This window comes from Curtobacterium sp. VKM Ac-1376 (assembly GCF_015351025.1).
Taxonomy (GTDB): Bacteria; Actinomycetota; Actinomycetes; order Actinomycetales; family Microbacteriaceae; genus Curtobacterium.
The window spans coordinates 142,076-161,823 of record NZ_JADKRV010000006.1 but is presented as its reverse complement, the minus strand read 5'-3'; the positions used below and the strand labels follow the sequence as shown (position 1 = coordinate 161,823).

The 19,748-nt window shown below is 71.5% G+C and carries 22 protein-coding genes; 5 read left to right on the top strand and 17 right to left on the bottom strand.

All coding sequences use genetic code 11. The features are described from left to right. Positions 1–16 precede the first annotated feature (16 nt). The 4 genes from ITJ56_RS09795 to ITJ56_RS09780 all read right to left on the bottom strand — a co-directional run bounded on the left by ITJ56_RS09795 (position 17) and on the right by ITJ56_RS09780 (position 4,221). Positions 17–1,693, bottom strand: a complete 1,677-nt coding sequence (locus tag ITJ56_RS09795) for a ribonuclease J (RefSeq protein WP_194630208.1) — start codon at positions 1,691–1,693, stop codon at positions 17–19. Positions 1,694–1,742: 49 nt separating this feature from the next. Next, on the bottom strand, positions 1,743–2,720 hold the full coding sequence (gene dapA / locus ITJ56_RS09790) for a 4-hydroxy-tetrahydrodipicolinate synthase (protein WP_182066693.1): 978 nt from the start codon (positions 2,718–2,720) through the stop codon (positions 1,743–1,745). Positions 2,721–2,902: 182 nt separating this feature from the next. After that, positions 2,903–3,391, bottom strand: a complete 489-nt coding sequence (locus ITJ56_RS09785) for a dihydrofolate reductase (RefSeq protein WP_194630206.1) — start codon at positions 3,389–3,391, stop codon at positions 2,903–2,905. After that, positions 3,391–4,221, bottom strand: coding sequence for a thymidylate synthase (locus ITJ56_RS09780; protein ID WP_214543623.1), 831 nt, complete (start codon positions 4,219–4,221; stop codon positions 3,391–3,393). The genes ITJ56_RS09785 and ITJ56_RS09780 overlap by 1 nt, the downstream gene beginning before the upstream one ends. Before the next feature lie 51 nt (positions 4,222–4,272). Between ITJ56_RS09780 and ITJ56_RS09775 the strand changes: the two genes are divergently transcribed. Further along, positions 4,273–5,178 carry a TIGR01777 family oxidoreductase gene (locus ITJ56_RS09775; protein ID WP_194630204.1) on the top strand — a complete coding sequence of 302 codons (906 nt, stop codon included), beginning with the start codon at positions 4,273–4,275 and terminating at the stop codon, positions 5,176–5,178. 7 nt (positions 5,179–5,185) lie between these two features. Here ITJ56_RS09775 and ITJ56_RS09770 read toward each other — a convergent pair whose 3' ends face one another. Together ITJ56_RS09770 and ITJ56_RS09765 are read right to left on the bottom strand one after the other, a co-directional pair. After that, entirely contained in the window at positions 5,186–5,650 is a 465-nt protein-coding gene (locus ITJ56_RS09770; protein WP_194630202.1) for a tetratricopeptide repeat protein, read from the bottom strand. Between the two features lie 13 nt (positions 5,651–5,663). Continuing rightward, positions 5,664–6,410 carry a 4-hydroxy-tetrahydrodipicolinate reductase gene (locus ITJ56_RS09765; protein ID WP_228517437.1) on the bottom strand — a complete coding sequence of 249 codons (747 nt, stop codon included), beginning with the start codon at positions 6,408–6,410 and terminating at the stop codon, positions 5,664–5,666. 23 nt (positions 6,411–6,433) lie between these two features. Between ITJ56_RS09765 and ITJ56_RS09760 the strand changes: the two genes are divergently transcribed. Continuing rightward, complete coding sequence (locus ITJ56_RS09760) at positions 6,434–6,925, top strand: GNAT family N-acetyltransferase (protein ID WP_194630198.1); 492 nt, start codon at positions 6,434–6,436, stop codon at positions 6,923–6,925. A 51-nt stretch (positions 6,926–6,976) separates the two neighbouring features. Here ITJ56_RS09760 and ITJ56_RS09755 read toward each other — a convergent pair whose 3' ends face one another. Together ITJ56_RS09755 and ITJ56_RS09750 are read right to left on the bottom strand one after the other, a co-directional pair. Next, on the bottom strand, positions 6,977–7,579 hold the full coding sequence (locus ITJ56_RS09755) for a histidine phosphatase family protein (protein ID WP_017885928.1): 603 nt from the start codon (positions 7,577–7,579) through the stop codon (positions 6,977–6,979). A 7-nt stretch (positions 7,580–7,586) separates the two neighbouring features. Continuing rightward, entirely contained in the window at positions 7,587–8,921 is a 1,335-nt protein-coding gene (locus tag ITJ56_RS09750; RefSeq protein ID WP_194630196.1) for a M16 family metallopeptidase, read from the bottom strand. Between the two features lie 251 nt (positions 8,922–9,172). Between ITJ56_RS09750 and ITJ56_RS09745 the strand changes: the two genes are divergently transcribed. Both ITJ56_RS09745 and ITJ56_RS09740 read left to right on the top strand, forming a co-directional pair. Continuing rightward, entirely contained in the window at positions 9,173–9,820 is a 648-nt protein-coding gene (locus ITJ56_RS09745) for a TetR/AcrR family transcriptional regulator (protein ID WP_194630194.1), read from the top strand. Positions 9,821–10,127: 307 nt separating this feature from the next. Then, on the top strand, positions 10,128–10,655 hold the full coding sequence (locus ITJ56_RS09740; protein ID WP_194630192.1) for a YbhB/YbcL family Raf kinase inhibitor-like protein: 528 nt from the start codon (positions 10,128–10,130) through the stop codon (positions 10,653–10,655). 81 nt (positions 10,656–10,736) lie between these two features. On the opposite strand, the gene ITJ56_RS09735 is transcribed toward ITJ56_RS09740, so the two are convergent. Then, positions 10,737–13,031 carry a polyribonucleotide nucleotidyltransferase gene (locus tag ITJ56_RS09735; RefSeq protein ID WP_194630190.1) on the bottom strand — a complete coding sequence of 765 codons (2,295 nt, stop codon included), beginning with the start codon at positions 13,029–13,031 and terminating at the stop codon, positions 10,737–10,739. A 281-nt stretch (positions 13,032–13,312) separates the two neighbouring features. Between ITJ56_RS09735 and ITJ56_RS09730 the strand changes: the two genes are divergently transcribed. Beyond that, a complete protein-coding gene (locus tag ITJ56_RS09730) occupies positions 13,313–14,530 on the top strand; it encodes a coiled-coil domain-containing protein (protein ID WP_194630188.1) in 1,218 nt (405 codons plus the stop codon). Between the two features lie 3 nt (positions 14,531–14,533). Here the strand turns inward: ITJ56_RS09730 and ITJ56_RS09725 are convergent, their stop codons facing one another. The 8 genes from ITJ56_RS09725 to ITJ56_RS09690 all read right to left on the bottom strand — a co-directional run bounded on the left by ITJ56_RS09725 (position 14,534) and on the right by ITJ56_RS09690 (position 19,671). Next, positions 14,534–14,776 carry a ferredoxin gene (locus ITJ56_RS09725; RefSeq protein WP_323749773.1) on the bottom strand — a complete coding sequence of 81 codons (243 nt, stop codon included), beginning with the start codon at positions 14,774–14,776 and terminating at the stop codon, positions 14,534–14,536. 23 nt (positions 14,777–14,799) lie between these two features. Continuing rightward, the gene (locus ITJ56_RS09720) at positions 14,800–16,065 is read right to left on the bottom strand and encodes an NADH-ubiquinone oxidoreductase-F iron-sulfur binding region domain-containing protein (protein ID WP_194630184.1); all 1,266 of its coding nucleotides are present in this window, start codon (positions 16,063–16,065) and stop codon (positions 14,800–14,802) included. Then, positions 16,062–16,619: a ferric reductase-like transmembrane domain-containing protein gene (locus ITJ56_RS09715; RefSeq protein WP_194630182.1), complete on the bottom strand. Its 558-nt coding sequence runs from the start codon at positions 16,617–16,619 to the stop codon at positions 16,062–16,064. Before ITJ56_RS09715 ends, ITJ56_RS09720 begins: the two co-directional genes overlap by 4 nt. Then, the gene (locus ITJ56_RS09710; RefSeq protein ID WP_194630174.1) at positions 16,619–17,548 is read right to left on the bottom strand and encodes an FAD:protein FMN transferase; all 930 of its coding nucleotides are present in this window, start codon (positions 17,546–17,548) and stop codon (positions 16,619–16,621) included. Before ITJ56_RS09710 ends, ITJ56_RS09715 begins: the two co-directional genes overlap by 1 nt. Next, the gene (locus ITJ56_RS09705) at positions 17,545–17,886 is read right to left on the bottom strand and encodes a hypothetical protein (RefSeq protein ID WP_194630172.1); all 342 of its coding nucleotides are present in this window, start codon (positions 17,884–17,886) and stop codon (positions 17,545–17,547) included. Before ITJ56_RS09705 ends, ITJ56_RS09710 begins: the two co-directional genes overlap by 4 nt. Before the next feature lie 199 nt (positions 17,887–18,085). After that, positions 18,086–18,703, bottom strand: a complete 618-nt coding sequence (locus tag ITJ56_RS09700; protein WP_194630170.1) for a CE1759 family FMN reductase — start codon at positions 18,701–18,703, stop codon at positions 18,086–18,088. A gap of 149 nt (positions 18,704–18,852) precedes the next feature. Continuing rightward, on the bottom strand, positions 18,853–19,122 hold the full coding sequence (rpsO, locus tag ITJ56_RS09695) for a 30S ribosomal protein S15 (RefSeq protein ID WP_194630160.1): 270 nt from the start codon (positions 19,120–19,122) through the stop codon (positions 18,853–18,855). Positions 19,123–19,224: 102 nt separating this feature from the next. After that, on the bottom strand, positions 19,225–19,671 hold the full coding sequence (locus tag ITJ56_RS09690; RefSeq protein WP_194630151.1) for a VanZ family protein: 447 nt from the start codon (positions 19,669–19,671) through the stop codon (positions 19,225–19,227). Between the last annotated feature and the right edge of the window lie 77 nt (positions 19,672–19,748).

Here is a 19,748-nt window from a genome sequence, read left to right as displayed (position 1 = left end):
CGACCGAACAGACGCACTACGCCTCGATGACCACCGGGACGATCATCGGACGACGGCGGTGCTTCGTGTTCACCCAGCGGCCGACGGTGCGGCGGACGACCTGGGCGAACGCGTGCGAGTCGCGGGTGCCGTTCGCAGCCGCTTCGGAGATCGCCTTGGCGATCTGTGGACGGACGTCGTCGAACACGGAGTCGTCCTCGGCGAAACCGCGCGACTGGATCTCCGGGCCGATCACGCACTGTCCGGTGGTGAAGTCCACCGCGGCGAAGACCGAGATGAAGCCCTCTTCGGCCAGGACACGGCGGTCCTTGAGGTCGGCGTCGGTGATCTCACCCACGGTCGAGCCGTCGACGTAGACGTAGCCGATGTCGAGCTGCCCGGCGACCGTCGCGACCCCGTCCTTCAGGTCGACGACGATGCCGTCCTGCCCGAGGATCACGTTGCGCGGCGGGACACCGGTCTGGATCGCCAGGTCGGCGTTCGCGTACAGGTGACGGTGCTCGCCGTGGACGGGGAGCACGTTGCGCGGCCGCAGGATGTTGTAGCAGTAGAGCAGCTCGCCGGCCGAGGCGTGTCCGGAGACGTGCACCTTCGCGTTGCCCTTGTGCACGACCTTCGCACCGAGCTTGGTGAGCCCGTCGATCACGCGGTACACGGCGTTCTCGTTGCCGGGGATGAGCGACGACGCGAGGATGACGGTGTCGCCCTCGCCGATCTCGATCTGGTGCTCGAGGTTCGCCATGCGCGCCAGGACGGCCATCGGCTCGCCCTGTGACCCGGTCGACATGTAGACGATCTGGTCGTCGGGGACGTTCTTCGCCTTCTTCGTGTCGATGAGCACGTTCTCCGGCACCCGCAGGTACCCGAGGTCGGCGGCGATCGTCATGTTGCGGATCATCGAGCGCCCCATGAACGCGACCTTGCGGTTCGCGGCGGCCGCGGCGTCGAGGACCTGCTGCACGCGGTGGACGTGCGACGAGAAGCTCGCCACGACGACCTTCTTGCGGGCGCGCATGATGATGTTCTCGAGCACCGGGCCGATGTCGCGCTCCGGAGCGGTGAAGCCCGGCACGTCGGCGTTGGTCGAGTCCGGCAGGAACAGGTCGACGCCGGCCTCACCGAGACGCGCGAACGCCCGGAGGTCGGTGATGCGGTCGTCCAGCGGGAGCTGGTCCATCTTGAAGTCGCCCGTGTGCAGGACACGACCGGCGGGGGTCGTGATCGCGACGGCGAGGGCGTCGGGGATGGAGTGGTTCACAGCGACGAACTCGAGGTGGAACGGGCCGATCTGCTCGGTCTGGTCCTCGGCCACGACGAGCGTGTACGGCTTGATCCGGTGTTCCTTGAGCTTCGCCTCGACGAGCGCGAGGGTCAGCGTGGAGCCGATCAGCGGGATGTCGTCGCGGAGCTTGAGCAGGTACGGGACGGCCCCGATGTGGTCTTCGTGCCCGTGCGTGAGCACGACGCCGAGGACGTCGTCGAGGCGGTCACGGATCGGCGAGAAGTCCGGCAGGATCAGGTCGACACCGGGCTGGTGCTCCTCGGGGAACAGCACGCCGGCGTCGACGATGAGCAGCTTGCCCTCGTACTCGTAGACGGTCATGTTGCGACCGATCTCACCGAGGCCCCCGATGGGGACGACGCGGAGGGTGCCGGCTTCGAGCGGCTGCGGTTCGGAGATCTGTGTGGGCATTCGGTCCTACGGATTCGGGCGACGCGCGTGCTGCGCGCCGCGGTGTTCGCTAGCGGGTGGTGCCTGGCACCTTCGGTAGTGCACCGCCGGCCGCCGCATTGCGGTCGGGGCGGAAGTTCGAGAAGTCGGCGCCGGGAACGTCGCGCACGGCTTCGAGCGAGGTCTCGATGGCGTACGCCTCGGAGTCCTCGGGGCCGACGAGCGGCAGTCGGACGCGTGGGCTGCCGATGCGGCCGAGCCCGTGCAGGATGTACTTCGCGGCCACCGTACCGGGAACGTGCGTCATCACGGCGCGGACGAGCGGTTCGAGGCGCTTGTGCTCGGCGGTCGCGGTGGCCAGGTCGCCCCGGTTCACGGCGTCGACGATGGTGCGGTACGGCGCCGACGTGATGTTCGCGGTCACGCCGATCAGGCCGGTGGCACCGATCGACAGGTGCGGGAGCACGTTCGTGTCGTCGCCGGAGAAGTACATGAGGTCGGTGTTGTTCAGCACGCGCGAGACCTCGGCGAAGTCGCCCTTGGCGTCCTTCACGGCGAGGATGTTCGGGTGCTTCGACGCACGCAGGATCGTGTCGTACGTGATCGGGATGCCGGTGCGCCCCGGGATGTCGTACAGGATCACCGGCAGGTCGGTGGCGTCCGCGATCATCCGGAAGTGGGTGAGGACACCCGACTGCGTCGGCTTGTTGTAGTACGGCGTGACGATCATGACGCCGTCAGCGCCGGCCTGCTCGCTCTGCTTGTACAGGTGGATCGCGTGGGCGGTCTCGTTCGAGCCACCACCGGTGATGATCTTCGCCCGGCCGGCGGCGACGGACTTGCCGACCTCGACCAGCCGGAGCTTCTCCGGGTCCGTCAGCGTCGACGTCTCACCGGTCGTACCGGTCACGACGATGCCGTCGGCGCCGGCGGTGATGCAGTCGTCGATGTGCTGCTCGACGCCGGGCCAGTCGACCTCACCGTCGGCCGTGAACGGGGTCACAAGGGCGACGAGGACCTGACCGAAGGGATTCTCACGCGGGGACACGGGCACCAGCGTACAAGGGATGCGCGCGGAGGCCGCCGTCCGCGTGGACGGTCGTCTGCCTGCGGCGCGGCCGGGAGGCCCGGATCACGTCGTTCCCGAGGGTCGCGCCCGGTGGGAACCAGGTTCCGGACACCACACCACGGGATTGCGCGGTGCGGTGTCCGGAACCTGGTTCCGAGTGGTCACGCGCTGCGGTGCCACTCGAGGAAGCGGTACCGGGTCCCGCCGTTCCGGGACTCCTGCCAGGGGCCGTCGTCGACGAGCGTCCAGCCGGACGCCTCACCGAGCCTCGGTGCGAGGGTGTCCCCGGAGACCTCGACGTCGATCACCGTCTCGGAGACGTGGTCGGCCGCGTCGAGCGCGGCGGTGTAGACCTGACCGCCGCCGATGACCCAGACGGTCTCGTCGGTGTCGAGCGCCGCCCCGAGGTCGTGCACGACCTCGGCACCGTCGGCCGTCCAGGTCGTGTCACGGGTGAGCACGACGTTGCGGCGGCCCGGCAGCGGACGGAACCGCCCGGGCAGGGACTCCCAGGTGCGGCGGCCCATGAGGACCGTGGCCTCGCCGGTGACCTGCTTGAAGTGTGCCAGGTCCTCCGGCACGTGCCAGGGCATGCCGCCGTCGGCCCCGATGACGCCGGTGGTCGAGCGGGCCCAGACCATGCCGATCATCAGACGGCGACCGCGGCCTTGATCGCCGGGTGGTGCTCGTAGCCGACGACGGTGAAGTCCTCGTACTCGTAGTCGTCGATCGAGTCGCGCGCGGCGAGCTCGAGCGTCGGCAGTCGGTAGGCAGTGCGGGACAGCTGCTCCTCGACCTGCTCGACGTGGTTGTCGTAGATGTGGCAGTCGCCGCCGGTCCAGACGAAGTCGCCGACCTCGAGCCCGGTCTGCGCCGCGATCATGTGGGTCAGCAGCGCGTACGAGGCGATGTTGAACGGGACGCCGAGGAACATGTCCGCGCTCCGCTGGTAGAGCTGGCACGAGAGCTTGCCGTCGTTGACGGAGAACTGGAAGAAGGCGTGGCACGGGGCGAGCGCCATGTCCGGCACATCGGCGACGTTCCACGCCGACACGATGAGCCGGCGGCTGTCTGGATTCGTCTTGATCTGCTCGATGACCTGGGCGATCTGGTCGACGTGCTCGCCCGAGGGAGTGGGCCACGAGCGCCACTGCACGCCGTACACCGGGCCGAGGTCACCGTCCTCGTCCGCCCACTCATTCCAGATCCGGACACCGTGCTCCTGCAGCCAGGTCGCGTTGCCCTCGCCGCGCAGGAACCAGAGGAGCTCGTACGCGACCGACTTGAAGTGCACGCGCTTCGTGGTGACGAGCGGGAAGCCCTCCGACAGGTCGTAGCGGAGCTGTGCGCCGAACAGGCTGCGGGTGCCGGTGCCGGTGCGGTCGCCCTTCGGCGATCCCTCGGTCAGGACCCGGCGGAGCAGGTCTTCGTAGGGGGTGGGAACGGAGGCGTCGGGCTGCACGGTCTCGCTGTCGGTCACACACAGAAGACTACGTCGGCATGAGTAGCGTGGCAGCACAAGGAGGCCCACATGGCTGAACAGCCACTCTCGATCCTGGTGGCCGGCTCGTCCGGGTTCATCGGAACGGCCCTCGTCCGCGCTCTGCGCGAGGCGGGGCACCACGTCACCACGCTCGTGCGACGCGAAGCACGCACCGCGAGCGAGTTCCGATGGGCACCGGGGCGGCGTCCCCTCGACCCCGCCATCGTGGACGGTGCCGACGTGGTGATCAACCTGGCCGGCGCGAACATCGGCAGGTTGCCGTGGACCGACGCGTACCGCAGGGAGATCCGGAGCTCGCGCATCGACACGACGGACACCCTGGTCGAGGCGATGCGGCACGCGGCCACTCCCCCTGCGCTGTTCCTGTCCGGCTCGGCATCGGGCGTGTACGGCGACCGTCCGGCCGACGTGCTGCAGGACGACGCTCCTGCCGGCTCGGGGTTCCTCGCCGACGTCTGCACGGCCTGGGAGGCCGCCGCGAACGCCGCCCCCGACGGCGTGCGGGTCGTCACCCTCCGCACCGGCATCGTGATCGGCAAGGGCGGCGGCGCGCTCGCACCGCTCGTCCCGCTCACGAAGGCCGGCGTCGGCAGTCGGCTCGGCACCGGCGGCCAGCACTGGCCGTGGATCGCGCTCGAGGACGAGGTCGGCGCGATCGTGCACCTCGCGACCGCGGCGCCGGACGTCTCCGGCCCGGTAAACCTCGCCGGCCCCGAGCCCGTCGTCGCCGACCGCATCACGAAGCACGTGGCCGAGGTGCTGCACCGCCCGTACCTGTTCCGGATCCCCGAGTTCGCGCTGCGTCTGGCCCTGCGGGACGCCGCCGACGACATGCTGCTGTCCAGCCAGCGGATGGTGCCGACGAAGCTGCTCGAGTCCGGCTACGCGTTCCGCTACCCCACGGCGGACGCCGCGATCGACGCCGTCTTCTGATCTGCGGTCAGCCGTGGGCTGCGTGCGACAGGGCGGTGCGCATCGCCGCACGGGCCCGCTTGCGGTCGCCAGCAGCGTCGTAGACCACCCCGAGCCGGTACCAGGCACGCCAGTCCTTCGGGTCCTGCTCGACGGCGTCGCGGTACCGCGGGAACAGCTCGTCGGCGGCCTCGCGCGTCGGCCGGCCCGAGGGACGCACCGGGACGACGTCCTGCGGGGCGGCCCCCTCGGACTCGAGTCGCGCGCCGAGCCGGGTGATCCGGACGCCGAACCGGAACTCGAGCACGAGCAGCAGCACCCCGATCGCGGCGACCACGAACAGCGCGACGCCGATGCCGATGCCGACCGGGATGCCGGTACCGATGAACGCCGCAGCACGCTGCCCGACGAGCACGATGTACACGGCGAGCAGCGCGCCCATGAACGCAGCCCCCCAGAACGGCGAGCGGATCGAGCGTCCGGCACGCACCATGCGGCCCACCGGGTCAGCCGATGCCGAGGACGCTGCCGAGGCCCACGGTGAGTCCGCGGGTCGACACCGCGGCGGACAGCGCGGCGCGGATGCCCGCGACGTAGGCGACGTCGTCGTTCGTGTCGTGGCGGATGGTCAGCGTCTCGCCGGGGCCGCTCAGCACGACGTCCTGCACGGCCTTCACCCCGGGCAGCCGGAGCGAGTGGATCGGCACGCTCGCGACCTGCTGGCCGCGGGCACGCTGGTCGACGTGCGGGGCGTCCACCGGACCGACCTCGCGCCGGGCATCGGCCATCAGCTCGGCGGTGCGCACCGCGGTGCCCGAGGGCGAGTCGATCTTGCCGGCGTGGTGGGTCTCGACGATCTCGGCCGCCGGGAACCACGGCGCGGCGATCATCGCCAGGTGCGTGCCGAGCACGGAGCCGATCGAGAAGTTCGGCACGACCAGGGCCCCCTGGTCCGGGCGCTCCCGAAGCCCGGAGCGGAGCGTCGCGAGCCGGTCGAGCGACCACCCGGAGGTGCCGACGAGGACGTTCGCACCGCTCGACAGCGCGTTCTCGACGATGGCCGGGCTGAGGGCCGGAGTCGTGACGTCGACGACGAGGGCCGCGCCGGCGAACACTGACAGCGGAGCATCGTGCGCGTGGTCCTTCGAGGACAGACGGGCGACGAGCTCGAACTCCGGGAGTTCCTCGACGACGGAGGCCACGAGGCCCCCGAGACGACCGGTGGCGCCGACGACGGCGACGGGAGTGACCATGCGGTCCATCCTAGGATCGACCCATGTCAGTCGAGGTCAGGACCGTGCCGGCCGATCTACCCGAGGTCGACGCGCTGCTCGACGCGTACCTCGACGAGCGCGAGGCGACGTTCCCGAGCGCGCAGGGCGCCTACTCGCGGAAGCGCACCCCGGCGTCCGAGTTCGCGCCGCCGAACGGGGTGTTCGTGGTGGCGTCCGTCGACGGGGTCGCGGTCGGGTGCGGAGGCCTCCGGCGCATCGCGGACGGGGCGGACGAGACCGGCGCGGCCGACGTGCGCTTCGAGGTCAAGCACGTCTTCGTCACCCCGGCGGGGCGCGGCCGGGGCATCGCCACAGCGGTCATGGACGAGCTCGAGCGGGCCGGCTCCGAGCTCGGCGGGACGAGCATCGTCCTCGACACCAACGACTCGCTCGTCGCGGCGGGCGCGATGTACCGGAGCCGCGGCTTCACGCGCGTCGCGCCGTTCAACGTGAACCCGAACGCGACCGCCTGGTACCGCAAGCCGGTGTCCTGAGGTGCCACGGCCCTCCAGGCGGGTTCCGCGCCGTCCCGGCAGCGCAGGTCGCTAGACGGGCTGGTCGACCGGCAGACCGGTGCGCAGCTCCACCGGCAGGTGCGCCAGGTCGTTCAGCGTGACGACCTCTGCTGGCTTCGCCGAGCGGATCCGGATGATCGTGAGCGCGGTGTGCGCGACGTTCGTGCCCATCCAGCGCCACTCGGGTGCCTGGAACGCCTCGCGCACGAACCAGCCGATGACGGCGTTGTGGGTGATCAGGAGGTCGTGGCGGTCCTCGCGCGCCGGCGTGAACCACTCCGACACCGCGTCGCCCATCTGGGCCTGACCGGCGACGATCTCCTCTTCGGTGATCCCGCCGTACCAGCCCTGGTAGGCGTGCGGCATGTCCGGGGTCGGGCCGGAGGGGATGCAGTCGAAGAGCAGCGTCGAGGGCTCGGGTTGGATCGACGGCAGACGCTGCGACAGGAACGCGGCGGTCTCACTCGGGGCCTCGAGCGGCGAGTGGTAGACGCCGTCGAACGGCACACCCCCGAGCCGGTCCGCGACGAGCGTCGCCTGACGCTTCCCACGCTCGGAGAGCTTGCCGTCCCGCAGGCCGTGCTCGGCGTCCTGGTGTTCGCCGTGCCGGACGAGGTACAGGTAGTGCGACATGTCCTGCTCAGCTGCCGATCCCGATCGCCGCGGCGAGCTCGTCCTGCTGCACGGCGCCGACCACCGAGGTGATCGTGGGGCGGGTGAGCAGGTCGCGCGCGAGCTCGAGCACGCCGGCGGTGGTGACGCGGTCCACGCGCTCGAGCGCGGTCGCGAGGTCGGTGTACTCGCCCGTGCCGAGCTCGGACCGGCCGAGCCGGGTCATGCGGGCGTCGGAGTCCTCGAGCGACAGTGTCAGCGCACCCTCGATCTGGCCCTTCGCACGGCGGAGTTCATCGTCCGTGATGCCGTCGGCGACCATTCGGCGGAACTCGGCGTCGACGATGTCGACGACTCCGGCGACGTTGTCCGGCGCGCACCCGGCGTAGACGCCGAAAGCACCGTTGTCCAGGTAGGCGGGCGCGAACGACGAGACGGCGTAGGCCAACCCGCGGCGCTCGCGGACCTCCTGGAACAGGCGGGAGCTCATCCCACCGCCGAGCACGGCGTTCAGGACGCTGAGGGACGGTCGGCGGTCGTCGCGCAGGTCGAGGCCCTGCGAACCGCGGAGCATGCTCACCTGTTCGGTGGGGCGGTGCACGACCGAGAGCTTCGGTTCGACCGGGTCCGCCACGGTCTCGGGGGTTCGGCGCGGCAGCGGGGTGGCCTCGGGGGCACCGTGGAACACGCCGGCGACCAGCTCGCAGAAGCGGTCGTGGTCGACGGCTCCGGCGGCGGTGACGACGATGCCGTTGGGCGCGTAGTGCTCGCGGTAGTGCGCGAGCACCTCGTCACGCTGGACCGCGCGGATGCTGTCCGGCGTGCCACCGATGGGGCGACCGAGGGGGTGCCCGCCGAACGCAGCGGCGAAGAAGGCCTCGCCCGCGACGTCGGCCGGGTCGTCGGCGGCCATCGCGAGTTCCTCGAGGATGACGCCCCGTTCGATGGCGAAGGCGTCGGGGTCGAGCACTGACCCGGTGACCATGTCACCGATGACGTTCACCGCCATCGGGACGTCGGTGTCCCGGACCCGCGCGTAGTAGCAGGTGTACTCCTTGGCGGTTGCGGCGTTGTGCTCACCTCCGACCGAGTCGAACGCGATCGCGATGTCGAGCGCCGAGCGGGTCGTCGTGCCCTTGAAGAGCAGGTGTTCGAGGAAGTGGGTCGACCCGAACTGCCCGTCGCGCTCGTCGCGCGAGCCCACGCCGACCCAGAACCCGATGCTCGTCGACGCGGCTCCGGGCACCGCCTCGGTGAGCACGCGGACGCCCGACGGCAGCACGGTCCGGCGGACGAAGGCCCCGCCGGACGTCAGGAACGACGTGTCCGGGGCCTCGAGCGGCAGTGGCACTGGCTGGTTCATCGCAGGAGAGCCTACTGACCCGCCGGCGGGAGCCGCCCAGTTTCCACGGGTGCGTCCGCTGTCACTCGAAGTGGGGGACAAGAACTGCGGACAGACCGACTCGTCTGTCTGTCCTCCTTGTGGTACAGTCGGTGACGCCGGATCGAAAGCCCCCCTAAGTTCCGATCCGGCGGCTCGGGACATCAGTCCTGCGTGGCCATCGAGTCCCCCCACTCCGGCCACGGAGCCGATGAGTCCGAGGAGTAAGCGCTGTGACGGTCGATTCCCCCCAACCGGCCGTCCAGCGTCTCCCCGGCCCGAGCACGAACCTCGCGTCGCCGGACGGGTCGAGCGTCCCCCCGACTCCCCGCTCCGGCGGCGCGAAGGTCCGCGTCCTCGAGACCGCCACACGACTCTTCTACGAAGAGGGCATCCACAGCGTCGGCGTCGACCGTCTCATCTCCGAGGCGAGCGTCACGAAGGCGACGTTCTACAAGCACTACGGCTCGAAGGACAACCTGATCCTCGCCTACGTCCGCACGCAGCACGAGCGCGCGCAGCAGCGGATGGAACAGCTCGTCACCGCTGCCGGCAGCCCGGAGCGGGCCGTGCGCGCCTGGGTCGCCGCACTCACCGACGACGTCAACGACCCGGCGTTCCGCGGCTGCGCGTTCCTGAACGCCGCCGCCGAGTACCACGACGCCCGCGACCCGGTCCGCCAGGTCGTCGCCACCCATCGTGACTGGTACACCGAGCGGCTCGCGACCCTGCTGCAGGACGCCGGGCACCCCCTGCCCGGTGACGGTGCGGACGAGCTGATGCTCGCTCGTGACGGGGCGATGGCCGGCGCCTACGCCGGTGACGCGATCGCCGCGACGGCGGCGCTGCACCGCGTCGTGGACCGGGTGCTCGCAGTCTGACTCTGCAGGTCAGTCGGCCGGGCGGTGGTCACCGGCCGGTGGTCGCCCGCCGGCCACTGTCGCGAAAGCGACAGGATCCTGCCGACTGTCCGCGGAGTTCTGTCGCCTCGGCGGCACCGCCGCACGTCCGTGACGCAGATCTGTCGCGTTGGCAGGGTTGCCCGGACCGCCAACGGTCGGGAGGCCCGGGGCGGGGCTGGCACCGCGCCTCCAGGCCGCCCCGTGCGAACCTCCACAGCCCGTGCCCGCTCGCCCGCATCGCGCGCGCACCGAGCGCCGCCCGAGCCGACGGGTGTTGGCTGGGCACATGGCCAACGATCCCAACTGGAACCTGCCCGATGTCCCCTCGTTCGCCCTGACGAGCCCCGACTTCCCCGACGGCGGGGAGCTGCCCACCTCGGCGCGCGGCACCGGCGCCGGGGGCGAGGACCGCTCCCCCGCGCTCGAGTGGTCGGGTGCCCCTGATGGGACGAAGAGCTTCGTCCTCACCGTCTACGACCCCGACGCACCGACCGGGTCGGGCTTCTGGCACTGGACCCTGACCGACATCCCGGGATCGGCGACGTCGCTCCCCGCGGGTGCCGGGACGGATGACGCGCTGCTGCCCGCCGAGGCACTCCGACGCCGCAACGAGTTCGGTACCGACACGTTCCTCGGCGCTGCCCCGCCCGCCGGGCACGGTGTGCACCGCTACTTCTTCACGCTCAGCGCCCTCGACGTCCCCGTGCTCGAGGTGCCGGCCGACGCGACCCCCGCGGTCGTCGGCTTCGTGTTGCGCGAGCACCTGCTCGGCCGTGCCCAGCTCGTCGGTACCCAGGAGACGCCCGCGGCCTGACCGGCACGCGCCCCGCAGACGACGAACGGCCGCCGCCCCGGAGGGGACGGCGGCCGTTCGCGCGTCAGACGCGGGAGAGGATCAGCCTTCGGCCGGGTCCTCGGTGTGCGCACGGACCGTCTCGGCCGTGGTGGAGTCACCAGCGGCCTCGTCGGCCACGACCGGCGCGAGCGACAGCTTGCCGCGGTCGTCCACCTTGGTGACCTCGACCAGGACCTTCTGGCCGACGCCCAGGACGTCCTCGACGTTCTCCACACGCTTGCCACCGGCGAGCTTGCGGACCTCGGAGACGTGGAGCAGACCGTCGCGGCCCGGGAGCAGCGACACGAAGGCGCCGAACGTGGCGATCTTCACGACGGTGCCGAGGAACTGGTCCCCGATCTCCGGGTTGGTCGGGTTCGCGATCGCGTTGACCTGCAGACGAGCTGCCTCGGCCGACGGACCGTCGACGGCGCCGATGTAGACGGTGCCGTTGTCCTCGATCGAGATGTCGGCACCGGTCTCGTCCTGGATGCCGTTGATCGTCTTGCCCTTCGGGCCGATCAGCTCGCCGATCTTGTCGACGGGGATCTGCACCGAAATGACGCGAGGAGCGGTGTCCGCCATCTCGTCGGGCGCGTCGATGGCCTCGTTCAGCACACCGAGGATGGCCGAGCGGGCCTCCTTGGCCTGCTTCAGCGCCGCGTCGAGCACCGTCGACGGGATGCCGTCGAGCTTGGTGTCGAGCTGGATGGCGGTGACGAACTCGGAGGTACCGGCGACCTTGAAGTCCATGTCGCCGAGCGCGTCCTCGGCACCGAGGATGTCCGTCAGGGCCGCGTAGCGGGTCTGACCGTCGACGGTGTCGGAGACCAGACCCATCGCGATGCCGGCGACCGGGGCCTTGAGGGGCACACCGGCGTTGAGCAGCGAGAGGGTCGAGGCGCAGACGGAACCCATCGAGGTCGAGCCGTTGGAGCTGAGCGCCTCGGAGACCTGACGGATGGCGTACGGGAACTCGTCGCGCGACGGCAACACCGGCACGAGGGCGCGCTCGGCCAGGAAGCCGTGCCCGATCTCGCGACGCTTCGGCGAACCCACGCGGCCGGTCTCGCCGGTCGAGTAGGGCGGGAAGTTGTAGTGGTGCAGGTAGCGCTTCTTCGTGACGGGCGACAGCGAGTCGATCTGCTGCTCCATCTTGAGCATGTTCAGCGTGGTGACGCCGAGGATCTGCGTCTCGCCGCGCTGGAAGATCGCCGAACCGTGGACGCGCGGGATCACGGCGACCTCGGCGTCGAGCGGACGGATGTCGGCGAGGCCACGACCGTCCATGCGGATCTGCTCGGTCAGGATGCGGCCGCGGACGACCTTCTTCGTGACCGACTTGTACGCGGCGCTGACCTGCGAGTTGGCGACCTCGGGCAGCGAGCCCGCGGTGACCTGCTCGGCGATGGCGGCCTTGACGCGCGACTTGAGCGCGTCGTCGGCGTCCTGACGCTCGGTCTTCGCAGCGATCTTGTAGACGTCGCCGAGCTCGGAGAGCGCGAGGGCCTCGACCGCGGAGTAGACCTCGGGCGCGTACGGCGGGAAGACCGGGTAGTCCTGGATCTCCTTGGCCGACTGCGCCGCGAGCTTGGCCTGCGCGTCGACGAGGGACTTGAGGAACGGCTTCGCCGCCTCGAGACCCTGCGCGACGATGGCCTCGTCGGGCTTGGTGGCGCCGCCCTGGATGAGGTCCCAGGCGTGCTCGGTGGCCTCGGCCTCGACCATCATGATCGCGACGTCCTCGTTGCCAGCTTCGTCCGTGACGACACGGCCGGCGACGGTGAGGTCGAACACGGCGTCCGCGAGCTGCGATGCCTTCGGGAACGCGACCCACTGGTCGGTGCCGTTCGCACCCGGGATGAGCGCGAGGCGCACGCCGGCGATCGGGCCGGAGAACGGCAGACCGGAGATCTGCGTCGACGCCGACGCGGCGTTGATGGCGAGCGCGTCGTAGAACTCGTCCGGAGCGATGCTCAGGACGGTGATGACGATCTGGACCTCGTTGCGCAGGCCGTCGACGAACGACGGACGCAGCGGCCGGTCGATGAGCCGGCAGACGAGGATGGCCTCGGTCGACGGACGGCCTTCACGGCGGAAGAACGAACCGGGGATCTTGCCGGCGGCGTAGGAACGCTCCTCGACGTCGACGGTCAGCGGGAAGAAGTCGAATCCTTCACGCGGGTGCTTGCCGGCGCTGGTGGCCGACAGGAGCATCGTTTCCTCGTCGAGGTACGCGGCGACCGCGCCCTGCGCCTGCTGTGCGAGCCGACCGGTCTCGAACCGGACGGTGCGCTTGCCGTACTTGCCGTTGTCGATGACGGCTTCGGCGAACTTGATCTCGGGACCCTCCAAAAGGGCGCCTCCTTGATGTGTTTCCGGCAGGCCATGGCGACGGCACTCGATGGTGCGTGCGCGCCGATCGTTCCGGACGCATGTCTGGCCAGCAGTAGAAGCACTCGGGAAACCGTTCCGGCCCGCGAGCCACCACCGATGACCAGCTCCGTGCCCGGCCTGCGCAGTGTTGTGTGTGACGTCCGGGGAATGAGTCCTCGGACACGATGGACTTTACCAGTCCTCAGGCTGTGGGCGGCGCGGCTCGCTGGACTCCTGGTGAACATCGCTAGCCTGCCGACATGCGTCTCACCCCCTCGCGGGGCGTGCTCGTCGCGGCCGCCGTGGTCGTCGGCGCGCTCGTCGCCCCGGTCCTCACCGCCGTCCCCGCGAACGCGACCGACTACCCGACGTGGCAGGACGTCCAGCGGGCGAAGGGCAGCGAGACCGCGAAGCGGGCCGAGGTGCAGAAGGTGCAGGCGGCGCTGCAGTCCGCGCAGGACGAAGCGGCGGCGAAGTCGCAGGCGGCCCTGGTGGCCTCGTCGAAGGCGGACGCGGCCGAGGCGGAACTGACGGCCGCCACCCAGGCCGCCACGAGCCTCCAGGCCCAGGCGCAGCACGCGACCGAGACGGCGGACCGGGCACAGCAGCGGGCCGGCCAGCTGGCGGCGAACCTGTACCGCGACGGCAGCACGAACCAGATGACCACGCGGATCGCGACCGCGAAGAACCCCGACCAGCTGCTGTACCAGCTCGGCGCGCTCGACCAGCTGTCGTCCACCTGGTCCGGCGTGATGGACGAGGCGTCCGTGGCGGCCCGCACGGCGTCGTCACTGCACGAGCAGGCCGAACGGGCGGAGTCCGAGCGCGCGACCCGCGCGCAGGCGGCCGAGGAGCGCTCCGCCGCCGCGAAGTCGGCCGAGCAGGCAGCGGACGCCGCGGTCGAGTCGACGGAGCAGCACAGCGACGAGCTGTACGCACAGCTCGCATCCCTCAAGGACACCACCGCGGAACAGGAGGCCGGGTACGAGCTCGGGCAGCGGGTCGCGGCACAGAAGGCGGAGCAGCAGCGGAAGCGGGCTGCAGCGGCCGCGGCCGAGGCGGCGGCCACGGCATCGGCAGCCGCGGCGGCGGACACCGGCTCCGGCGGCAGCGCGACCAGCGGCGGCTCCGGTACGTCGTACCCGAGCACCGGCGGCGTCGTCGTCGACCCCGCCGCCGCACAGGCCTACGCCCGGAACGCCCTCGGCTCCTACGGGTGGGGGTCCGACCAGTTCTCCTGCCTGGTGTCGCTGTGGACGCAGGAGTCCGGCTGGCGGGCGAACGCACTGAACGCCTCGAGCGGCGCCTACGGCATCCCGCAGTCGCTGCCGGCCGAGAAGATGTCAGCTGCTGGTGCGGACTGGCGGACGAACGCAGACACCCAGATCGACTGGGGCCTCGCCTACATCAAGAGCGCCTACGGATCGCCGTGCGGTGCCTGGAACCACGAGATGAGCGTCGACCCGCACTGGTACTGAGCGCTATCGCTCCACCAGGAGCAGCGCCTGCAGCGGGCACATCGCCACCGCGTCGGCCGCGGCGGCTCGCTCGTCGGGTCGGACCGGGACGTCGCGGGTGCCGTCGCGGACCCCGTCTCCGTCACCCGCCCCGTCGCCGTCGCCGGCTCGGCTCCGGGCGATCGGGTAGCCCCACTCGTCACGTGCCAGCCGATCGGCGAACAGCTCGGTGCAGAGCCCCCGCCCGCGGCAGCGGGTCCAGTCCACGTGCAGCACCGTGCCCCCGGCGTTCATCGCCGACCCCCGTGCCGCAGCAGGCAGCTGCCACCGAGGTGCGCCCGCACGTCGTCGTGGAACACGTCGAGCGCGCTCCGCACCATCCGCGCGACCCCGTCCGGGTGGTGACACGCGCCGCGTCCGTCGACGAGCGCAGCCACGCGCCGCACCTCGCCCGCCAGGTCGCCGGCCGGCCGCCCGGACGCCAGGTCCCCGACCACGTCCGCGATGCGCGGCAGCCCGTTCACGCACGGCCCGCAGCGTCCGGCCGAGGCCCCGGCGAGCGCCGTCGCCAGCCGCGCCGTCACCCCGATCGGGCAGGTGCGGTCGTCGAGCACCGCGAGCACACCGGCTCCCGGCGCGGCGCCCCACGGCGCCAGCCCGTCGACGTCGAACCCCGCGTCGAGCGCCGCAGCCGGCAACCAGGTCCCGCCCCATCCACCGATCAGGACGGCTCGTGTCCGTCCCGGTTCCGCCGCCGCCAGCCGGGAGGCCCGCAGCAGTTCCCCGAGCGGCGCACCCCCGGCGGTCTCCAGCACCACGGCCGTGGTCGGGTCCGTCACGTCGCTCACCGTCACCAGCCGTGTGCCGGGCGCACGCGGGCTCCCGGTGCTCCGCGCCCACTCCGCGCCGAAGCGTGCCACGAGGGCTGCCTGTGCGAGGGTCTCGACGTTCGACACCAGGGTCGGGCGGCCGCGCGGTCCGCGTTCGGCGAGCCGGACCACGCGGTCCTCGGGGAGGCCCCGGCCGCCGGCGACCGCGGAGGCGAGGGCACCGGCCTCACCGGACACGAACGAGGTGTGCGGCAGGATCCGGATCGAGATCGACACCGGGTCCGGGCGGGACGCGGCCCGTTCGGCCAGTGCTCGGCGGACCGGTTCGGCGAGACGCTCGCTCGTGGCGAGGACGGCGTCGGTCGCGCCGACCGCGGCCGCCACGACGACGATGCCGTCGAGCACCAGGTGCGGGGCGCGTCCGAGCAGCACGGCGTCCTTGCGGCTGGCGGGTTCGCCCTCGGCTCCGTTGGCGATGACGATCGGCGCGCCACGGGTCCGGCGGCGTCCCCGTGCGGCGACGGCGGTGAGCTTGCGGGCCAGGGGGAAGCCGGCTCCGCCGCGCCCGTCGACGCCCGCGCGTCCGAGCTCGTCGATGATGCCCGGCCCGACGTGGGGCAGCAGACCGTGGGTCTGCTCGTGATCGGCGAGCCCGGGGCCCGGGGTGGCGAGGAGTCGTCGGCTCCCGGTGGGCGGCAGGACGGTGCGTGGGTGGGCCAGGGTCATCGGACGACCTCCAGTTCGGCGGAACGGAACTCGGTGACGCGGGCGGTGCAGCGCCAGCAGACGGCGCCGAGGACCGCGGCGGTGCAGACCGCGGCGACGACGAGGAACCACACGGACGTGCCGTCGGTCCCCGTGCCGATCGCGTGTGCCAGGGCGATCGGCCACATGGCGTAGGCCGCCCAGTGCACGGCGCGGAACACGCGCGGCCCGATCACCCGGCGGAGCATCGCCGTGAGGACGAGCACCACGAGCAGGTCGACCGCGAGGGTGCCGAGCCCGAGCCAGAACCACCGGTAGGCGCCGACGAACGGCACGACGGTGTCGAGCAGCCGGAGCTCGGCCTCGGTGTCGAGCAGCAGCGTCACCACGTGCACGACGACCAGCACGGTCGAGGCGAGGGCGACGTCCCGGTGCACGAGCTGGACGGCGAACCGCGGCAGGCCCGGGAGCGGGCGCCCGCCGCGCGTCACGATGCCGAGCAGCACCGTGAGCGTGAGGAGCACGACGGCGCCGACGCCCATCCCCCGGCCGATCACCCAGAGCGCGGTGTCCATCAGGCGGCTCCCTGCGCTTCGTCCGGCCAGCCGCCGAGCCGCACGACACTGCCGTCGGCGGCGACGAGGCGGGCCGCGCGTCCGCTCTGGCGGAGCCACTCGGTGGCGGCGTGCCCGCGGACCACCGCCGCGGTCGTCATCGTGTTCGCGGTGGTGCATGCCGGCGCGACGACCGTCACCGAACGCCACACCGGTTCGGCGGGCAGGCCCCATCGCGGGTCGAGGATGTGGTGCCGCGCGGTGCCGCCCTGCTCCCAACGGCGCTTCTGCGTGCTCGAGGTCGCGACGGACCAGCCGGAGGCGATGCGGACGTGGTCGACGGGGTCGCCCTCGAGGTCCTGCACTCGGACCTGCCATCCACCGGACGGGTCGGGTCCGGCGGTGGCGACGTCCCCGCCGAGGGAGACGAGCGCGCCGATGCCGAGCCGCGCGGTGATGCTCGCGGCGGCCATGTCCGCGGCGGCGGCCTTCGCGGTGGCGCCGAGGTCGAGCGTGACGCCGTCGGGCATGCGGAGGAACGTCCCCGACAGCAGGACCCGCTGCCACGCCGGGCGGGTGTCGAGTGCTCGTGCCACCGCATCCGGTGACGCCACCGGTGGGGCATCAGCGAACGCTGCGTCGTACCCGAGGGACACCATCCGGCGCCCGAGGGTCGGGTCGACGTCGCCGTCGGTGCGCCGTGCCGCGTCGAGGGCCTGGTGGACGAGCGTCGCCAGGAGCGGCGAGACCTCGGCGCCCTGGACCAGGTCGTCGGCGCGGACGGAGAGCTCGGAGTCGTCGCGGAATCGGCTGCAGGCGGCGTCGACCGCCCTGGTGACCTCGCGCACGCAGGAGGCTGCGGCCGCGAGGTGGCGGCGGTCACGATGGTCGACGACGACCCGGGCGGTGGTGGTCCACAGGTCCCACTGGGTGGCGGCGGGCACGGTCACGACCCCGTCGTCGTGGTGTCGGAGCTGCCGCCGGTGGTGCCCTGCGAGACGCCGGTGTCCGAGTCGGTGGTGCCGGTGCCGGTGTCGGTGGTGCCGCTGTCCGTCGTCGAGTCGGCCGCGGTGTCACCGGGCTCGCTCGACGTACCGGAGTCGGTGCTCGTGCCGGAGTCGGTGGTGCCGCTCGTGCTGCTGCTCGTCCCGGAGTCGGTGCTCGTGTCGGCCTGCTCGTGCCCGACCCACAGCCCCGCACCGGTGACCATCGCCACCACGAGTCCGCCCACGCTGACGAGCGCACTCGCGATCCGTGCGGATCGCCTGCCGCTGCCTCTGGTGTCCATCGGTCCTCCTCGTCGTCATGACGAGGTTCCCGACCACGACGATGAGCCAGCCGCGCGCCCGCCGCACTCCGGCCCCACGAGCCCTGTGGTGCGCCTAAGAGACCCTTCCCCCGAAGACGCCGTCGTGTTGCCGTGACGCCGCCGGATTCGGCGGCGTCACACGAAGACCACGGCGTCTTCCGATGGAGAGGACAGCGGGTCAGTGACCGAGGCCGCCGAGCAGGCTCGCGAAGTCCCGGGTCGCGGGGAGCGCGTCGGCTTCCTGAGGGGTCCGTCGGGAGGCCCGGACCGCCCAGGCCAGGTCGGCCCCGGCCCGGCGGATGCGTCCGTCCAGGGCCGCCGATTCCCCCTCGCTCCCCCAGTCGTCGGTCGCAGCGAAGACGCCGGTGGGCACGACCGCGGCGCGCAGGTACGCGAAGACCGGTCGCAGCGCGTGGTCGATGGCGAGCGAGTGCCGTGACGTGCCACCCGTGGCGCCGAGGAGCACGGGCATGTCGGCCATCGAGTCCTTGTCGAGCACGTCGAGGAACGACTTCGCCAGACCGCTGACTCCGGCGGTGAAGATCGGCGAGACGAACACGACCGCGTCTGCCTCGACCACGGCGGCCATCGCGGCGGACAGCGCCGGGGCCGCGAAACCCGTCAGCATGGCGTCGGTGATCTCGTGCGCGAGCGGGCGCAGCTCGACGTGCACGACGTGTGCGGGTGTGCCCTCAGCGACGAGCGAGGCCTCGGCGGCCTCACCGAGGCGGTCGGCGAGCAGGCGGGTGGAGCTGGGCTCGGAGAGCCCGGCGGAGACGACGGCGATGCTGGTCATGATGCTTCCCGACTTTCGATGCGTTTGCATGAACATAGCATCCAACCGGCCATGATCCGCAAGCATTCCCACCGGCCGTGTCGCGGAACGGAGAACGCCCCGGCCCTCACGAGGAGGACCGGGGCGTTCGATCAAGCGTGTTCGATCGACTAGCGGCGCAGGCCGAGGCGCTCGATGAGCGTGCGGTAGCGGGCGATGTCGATGTCGGAGAGGTAACCGAGGAGACGGCGACGCTGACCGACCATGAGCAGCAGACCACGACGCGAGTGGTGGTCGTGCTTGTGCTCCTTGAGGTGCTCGTTCAGGTCGTTGATACGACGCGTCAGAACGGCGACCTGGACCTCGGGGGATCCGGTGTCGCCCGGGTGGGTCGCGTACTCTTCGATGATCTCCTGCTTGATCTTCGCGTCAAGTGCCATAGGTAGATCCCCTTTCTGTCCGTTGCGCGGTGCCCGTGCCTGATGCACGGGCGCTCTTTGTCCGCGGCCGTTCGACGGCAACCGCGCAAGACTACCAGAGATCTATGCGGTCCTGGCCCGCAGACGACGGCGCCGCGGTGCGGGCAGCAGGCTGCGGACGAGGCCGACGAGCGTGGCGCCGAGCAGGCCGCCGAGGCCGTTCGACAGGACGTCGCGGGGGTCGGCGACGCGGTACGGCAGGTAGGTCGCCTGGGCGAACTCGATGCCGGTGGACAGCACCACCGCGACCAGGGCGCCGAGGATCCACCAGCGGCGGGGCAACCACAGCGCGGCGAGCATCCCGACGGGCACGAACATCGCGATGTTGGCGAGGAACTCGGTGCGTTCGTACGTGAACCAGGTGCCGTGCGGCAGCTGCTGGACCCACGCGATCGCGTGCAGCACGAGGGAGTTCTGAGCCGAGGTGAACACCTGCGGGGTGAGCGTCATCCGCCAGATCACCCAGGCGTACGCCGCGGTCACGGCGAGGAGGAGGAGTCGACGGAACATCCGAACAGTGTGCTGCACCGGCCTGCACGGCCGCTGGAGCGCTCCTGACAGGAACCGGCGTCCAGCCTGCACGATCG

Bases quoted from the DNA above. Each gene is read 5' to 3' on its own strand.
- ITJ56_RS09730 (WP_194630188.1), top strand. From the start codon at position 13,313: ATGCGTCTCACCCCCTCGCGGGGCGTGCTCGTCGCGGCCGCCGTGGTC.
- ITJ56_RS09785 (WP_194630206.1), bottom strand. From the start codon at position 3,391: ATGATCGGCATGGTCTGGGCCCGCTCGACCACCGGCGTCATCGGGGCC.
- ITJ56_RS09705 (WP_194630172.1), bottom strand. From the start codon at position 17,886: ATGGACACCAGAGGCAGCGGCAGGCGATCCGCACGGATCGCGAGTGCG.
- ITJ56_RS09795 (WP_194630208.1), bottom strand. From the start codon at position 1,693: ATGCCCACACAGATCTCCGAACCGCAGCCGCTCGAAGCCGGCACCCTC.
- ITJ56_RS09760 (WP_194630198.1), top strand. From the start codon at position 6,434: ATGTCAGTCGAGGTCAGGACCGTGCCGGCCGATCTACCCGAGGTCGAC.
- ITJ56_RS09690 (WP_194630151.1), bottom strand. From the start codon at position 19,671: ATGTTCCGTCGACTCCTCCTCCTCGCCGTGACCGCGGCGTACGCCTGG.
- ITJ56_RS09740 (WP_194630192.1), top strand. From the start codon at position 10,128: ATGGCCAACGATCCCAACTGGAACCTGCCCGATGTCCCCTCGTTCGCC.
- ITJ56_RS09775 (WP_194630204.1), top strand. From the start codon at position 4,273: ATGGCTGAACAGCCACTCTCGATCCTGGTGGCCGGCTCGTCCGGGTTC.
- ITJ56_RS09770 (WP_194630202.1), bottom strand. From the start codon at position 5,650: ATGGTGCGTGCCGGACGCTCGATCCGCTCGCCGTTCTGGGGGGCTGCG.
- ITJ56_RS09700 (WP_194630170.1), bottom strand. From the start codon at position 18,703: ATGACCAGCATCGCCGTCGTCTCCGCCGGGCTCTCCGAGCCCAGCTCC.
- ITJ56_RS09755 (WP_017885928.1), bottom strand. From the start codon at position 7,579: ATGTCGCACTACCTGTACCTCGTCCGGCACGGCGAACACCAGGACGCC.
- ITJ56_RS09715 (WP_194630182.1), bottom strand. From the start codon at position 16,619: ATGGACACCGCGCTCTGGGTGATCGGCCGGGGGATGGGCGTCGGCGCC.
- ITJ56_RS09750 (WP_194630196.1), bottom strand. From the start codon at position 8,921: ATGAACCAGCCAGTGCCACTGCCGCTCGAGGCCCCGGACACGTCGTTC.
- rpsO (WP_194630160.1), bottom strand. From the start codon at position 19,122: ATGGCACTTGACGCGAAGATCAAGCAGGAGATCATCGAAGAGTACGCG.
- ITJ56_RS09765 (WP_228517437.1), bottom strand. From the start codon at position 6,410: ATGGTCACTCCCGTCGCCGTCGTCGGCGCCACCGGTCGTCTCGGGGGC.
- ITJ56_RS09720 (WP_194630184.1), bottom strand. From the start codon at position 16,065: ATGACCCTGGCCCACCCACGCACCGTCCTGCCGCCCACCGGGAGCCGA.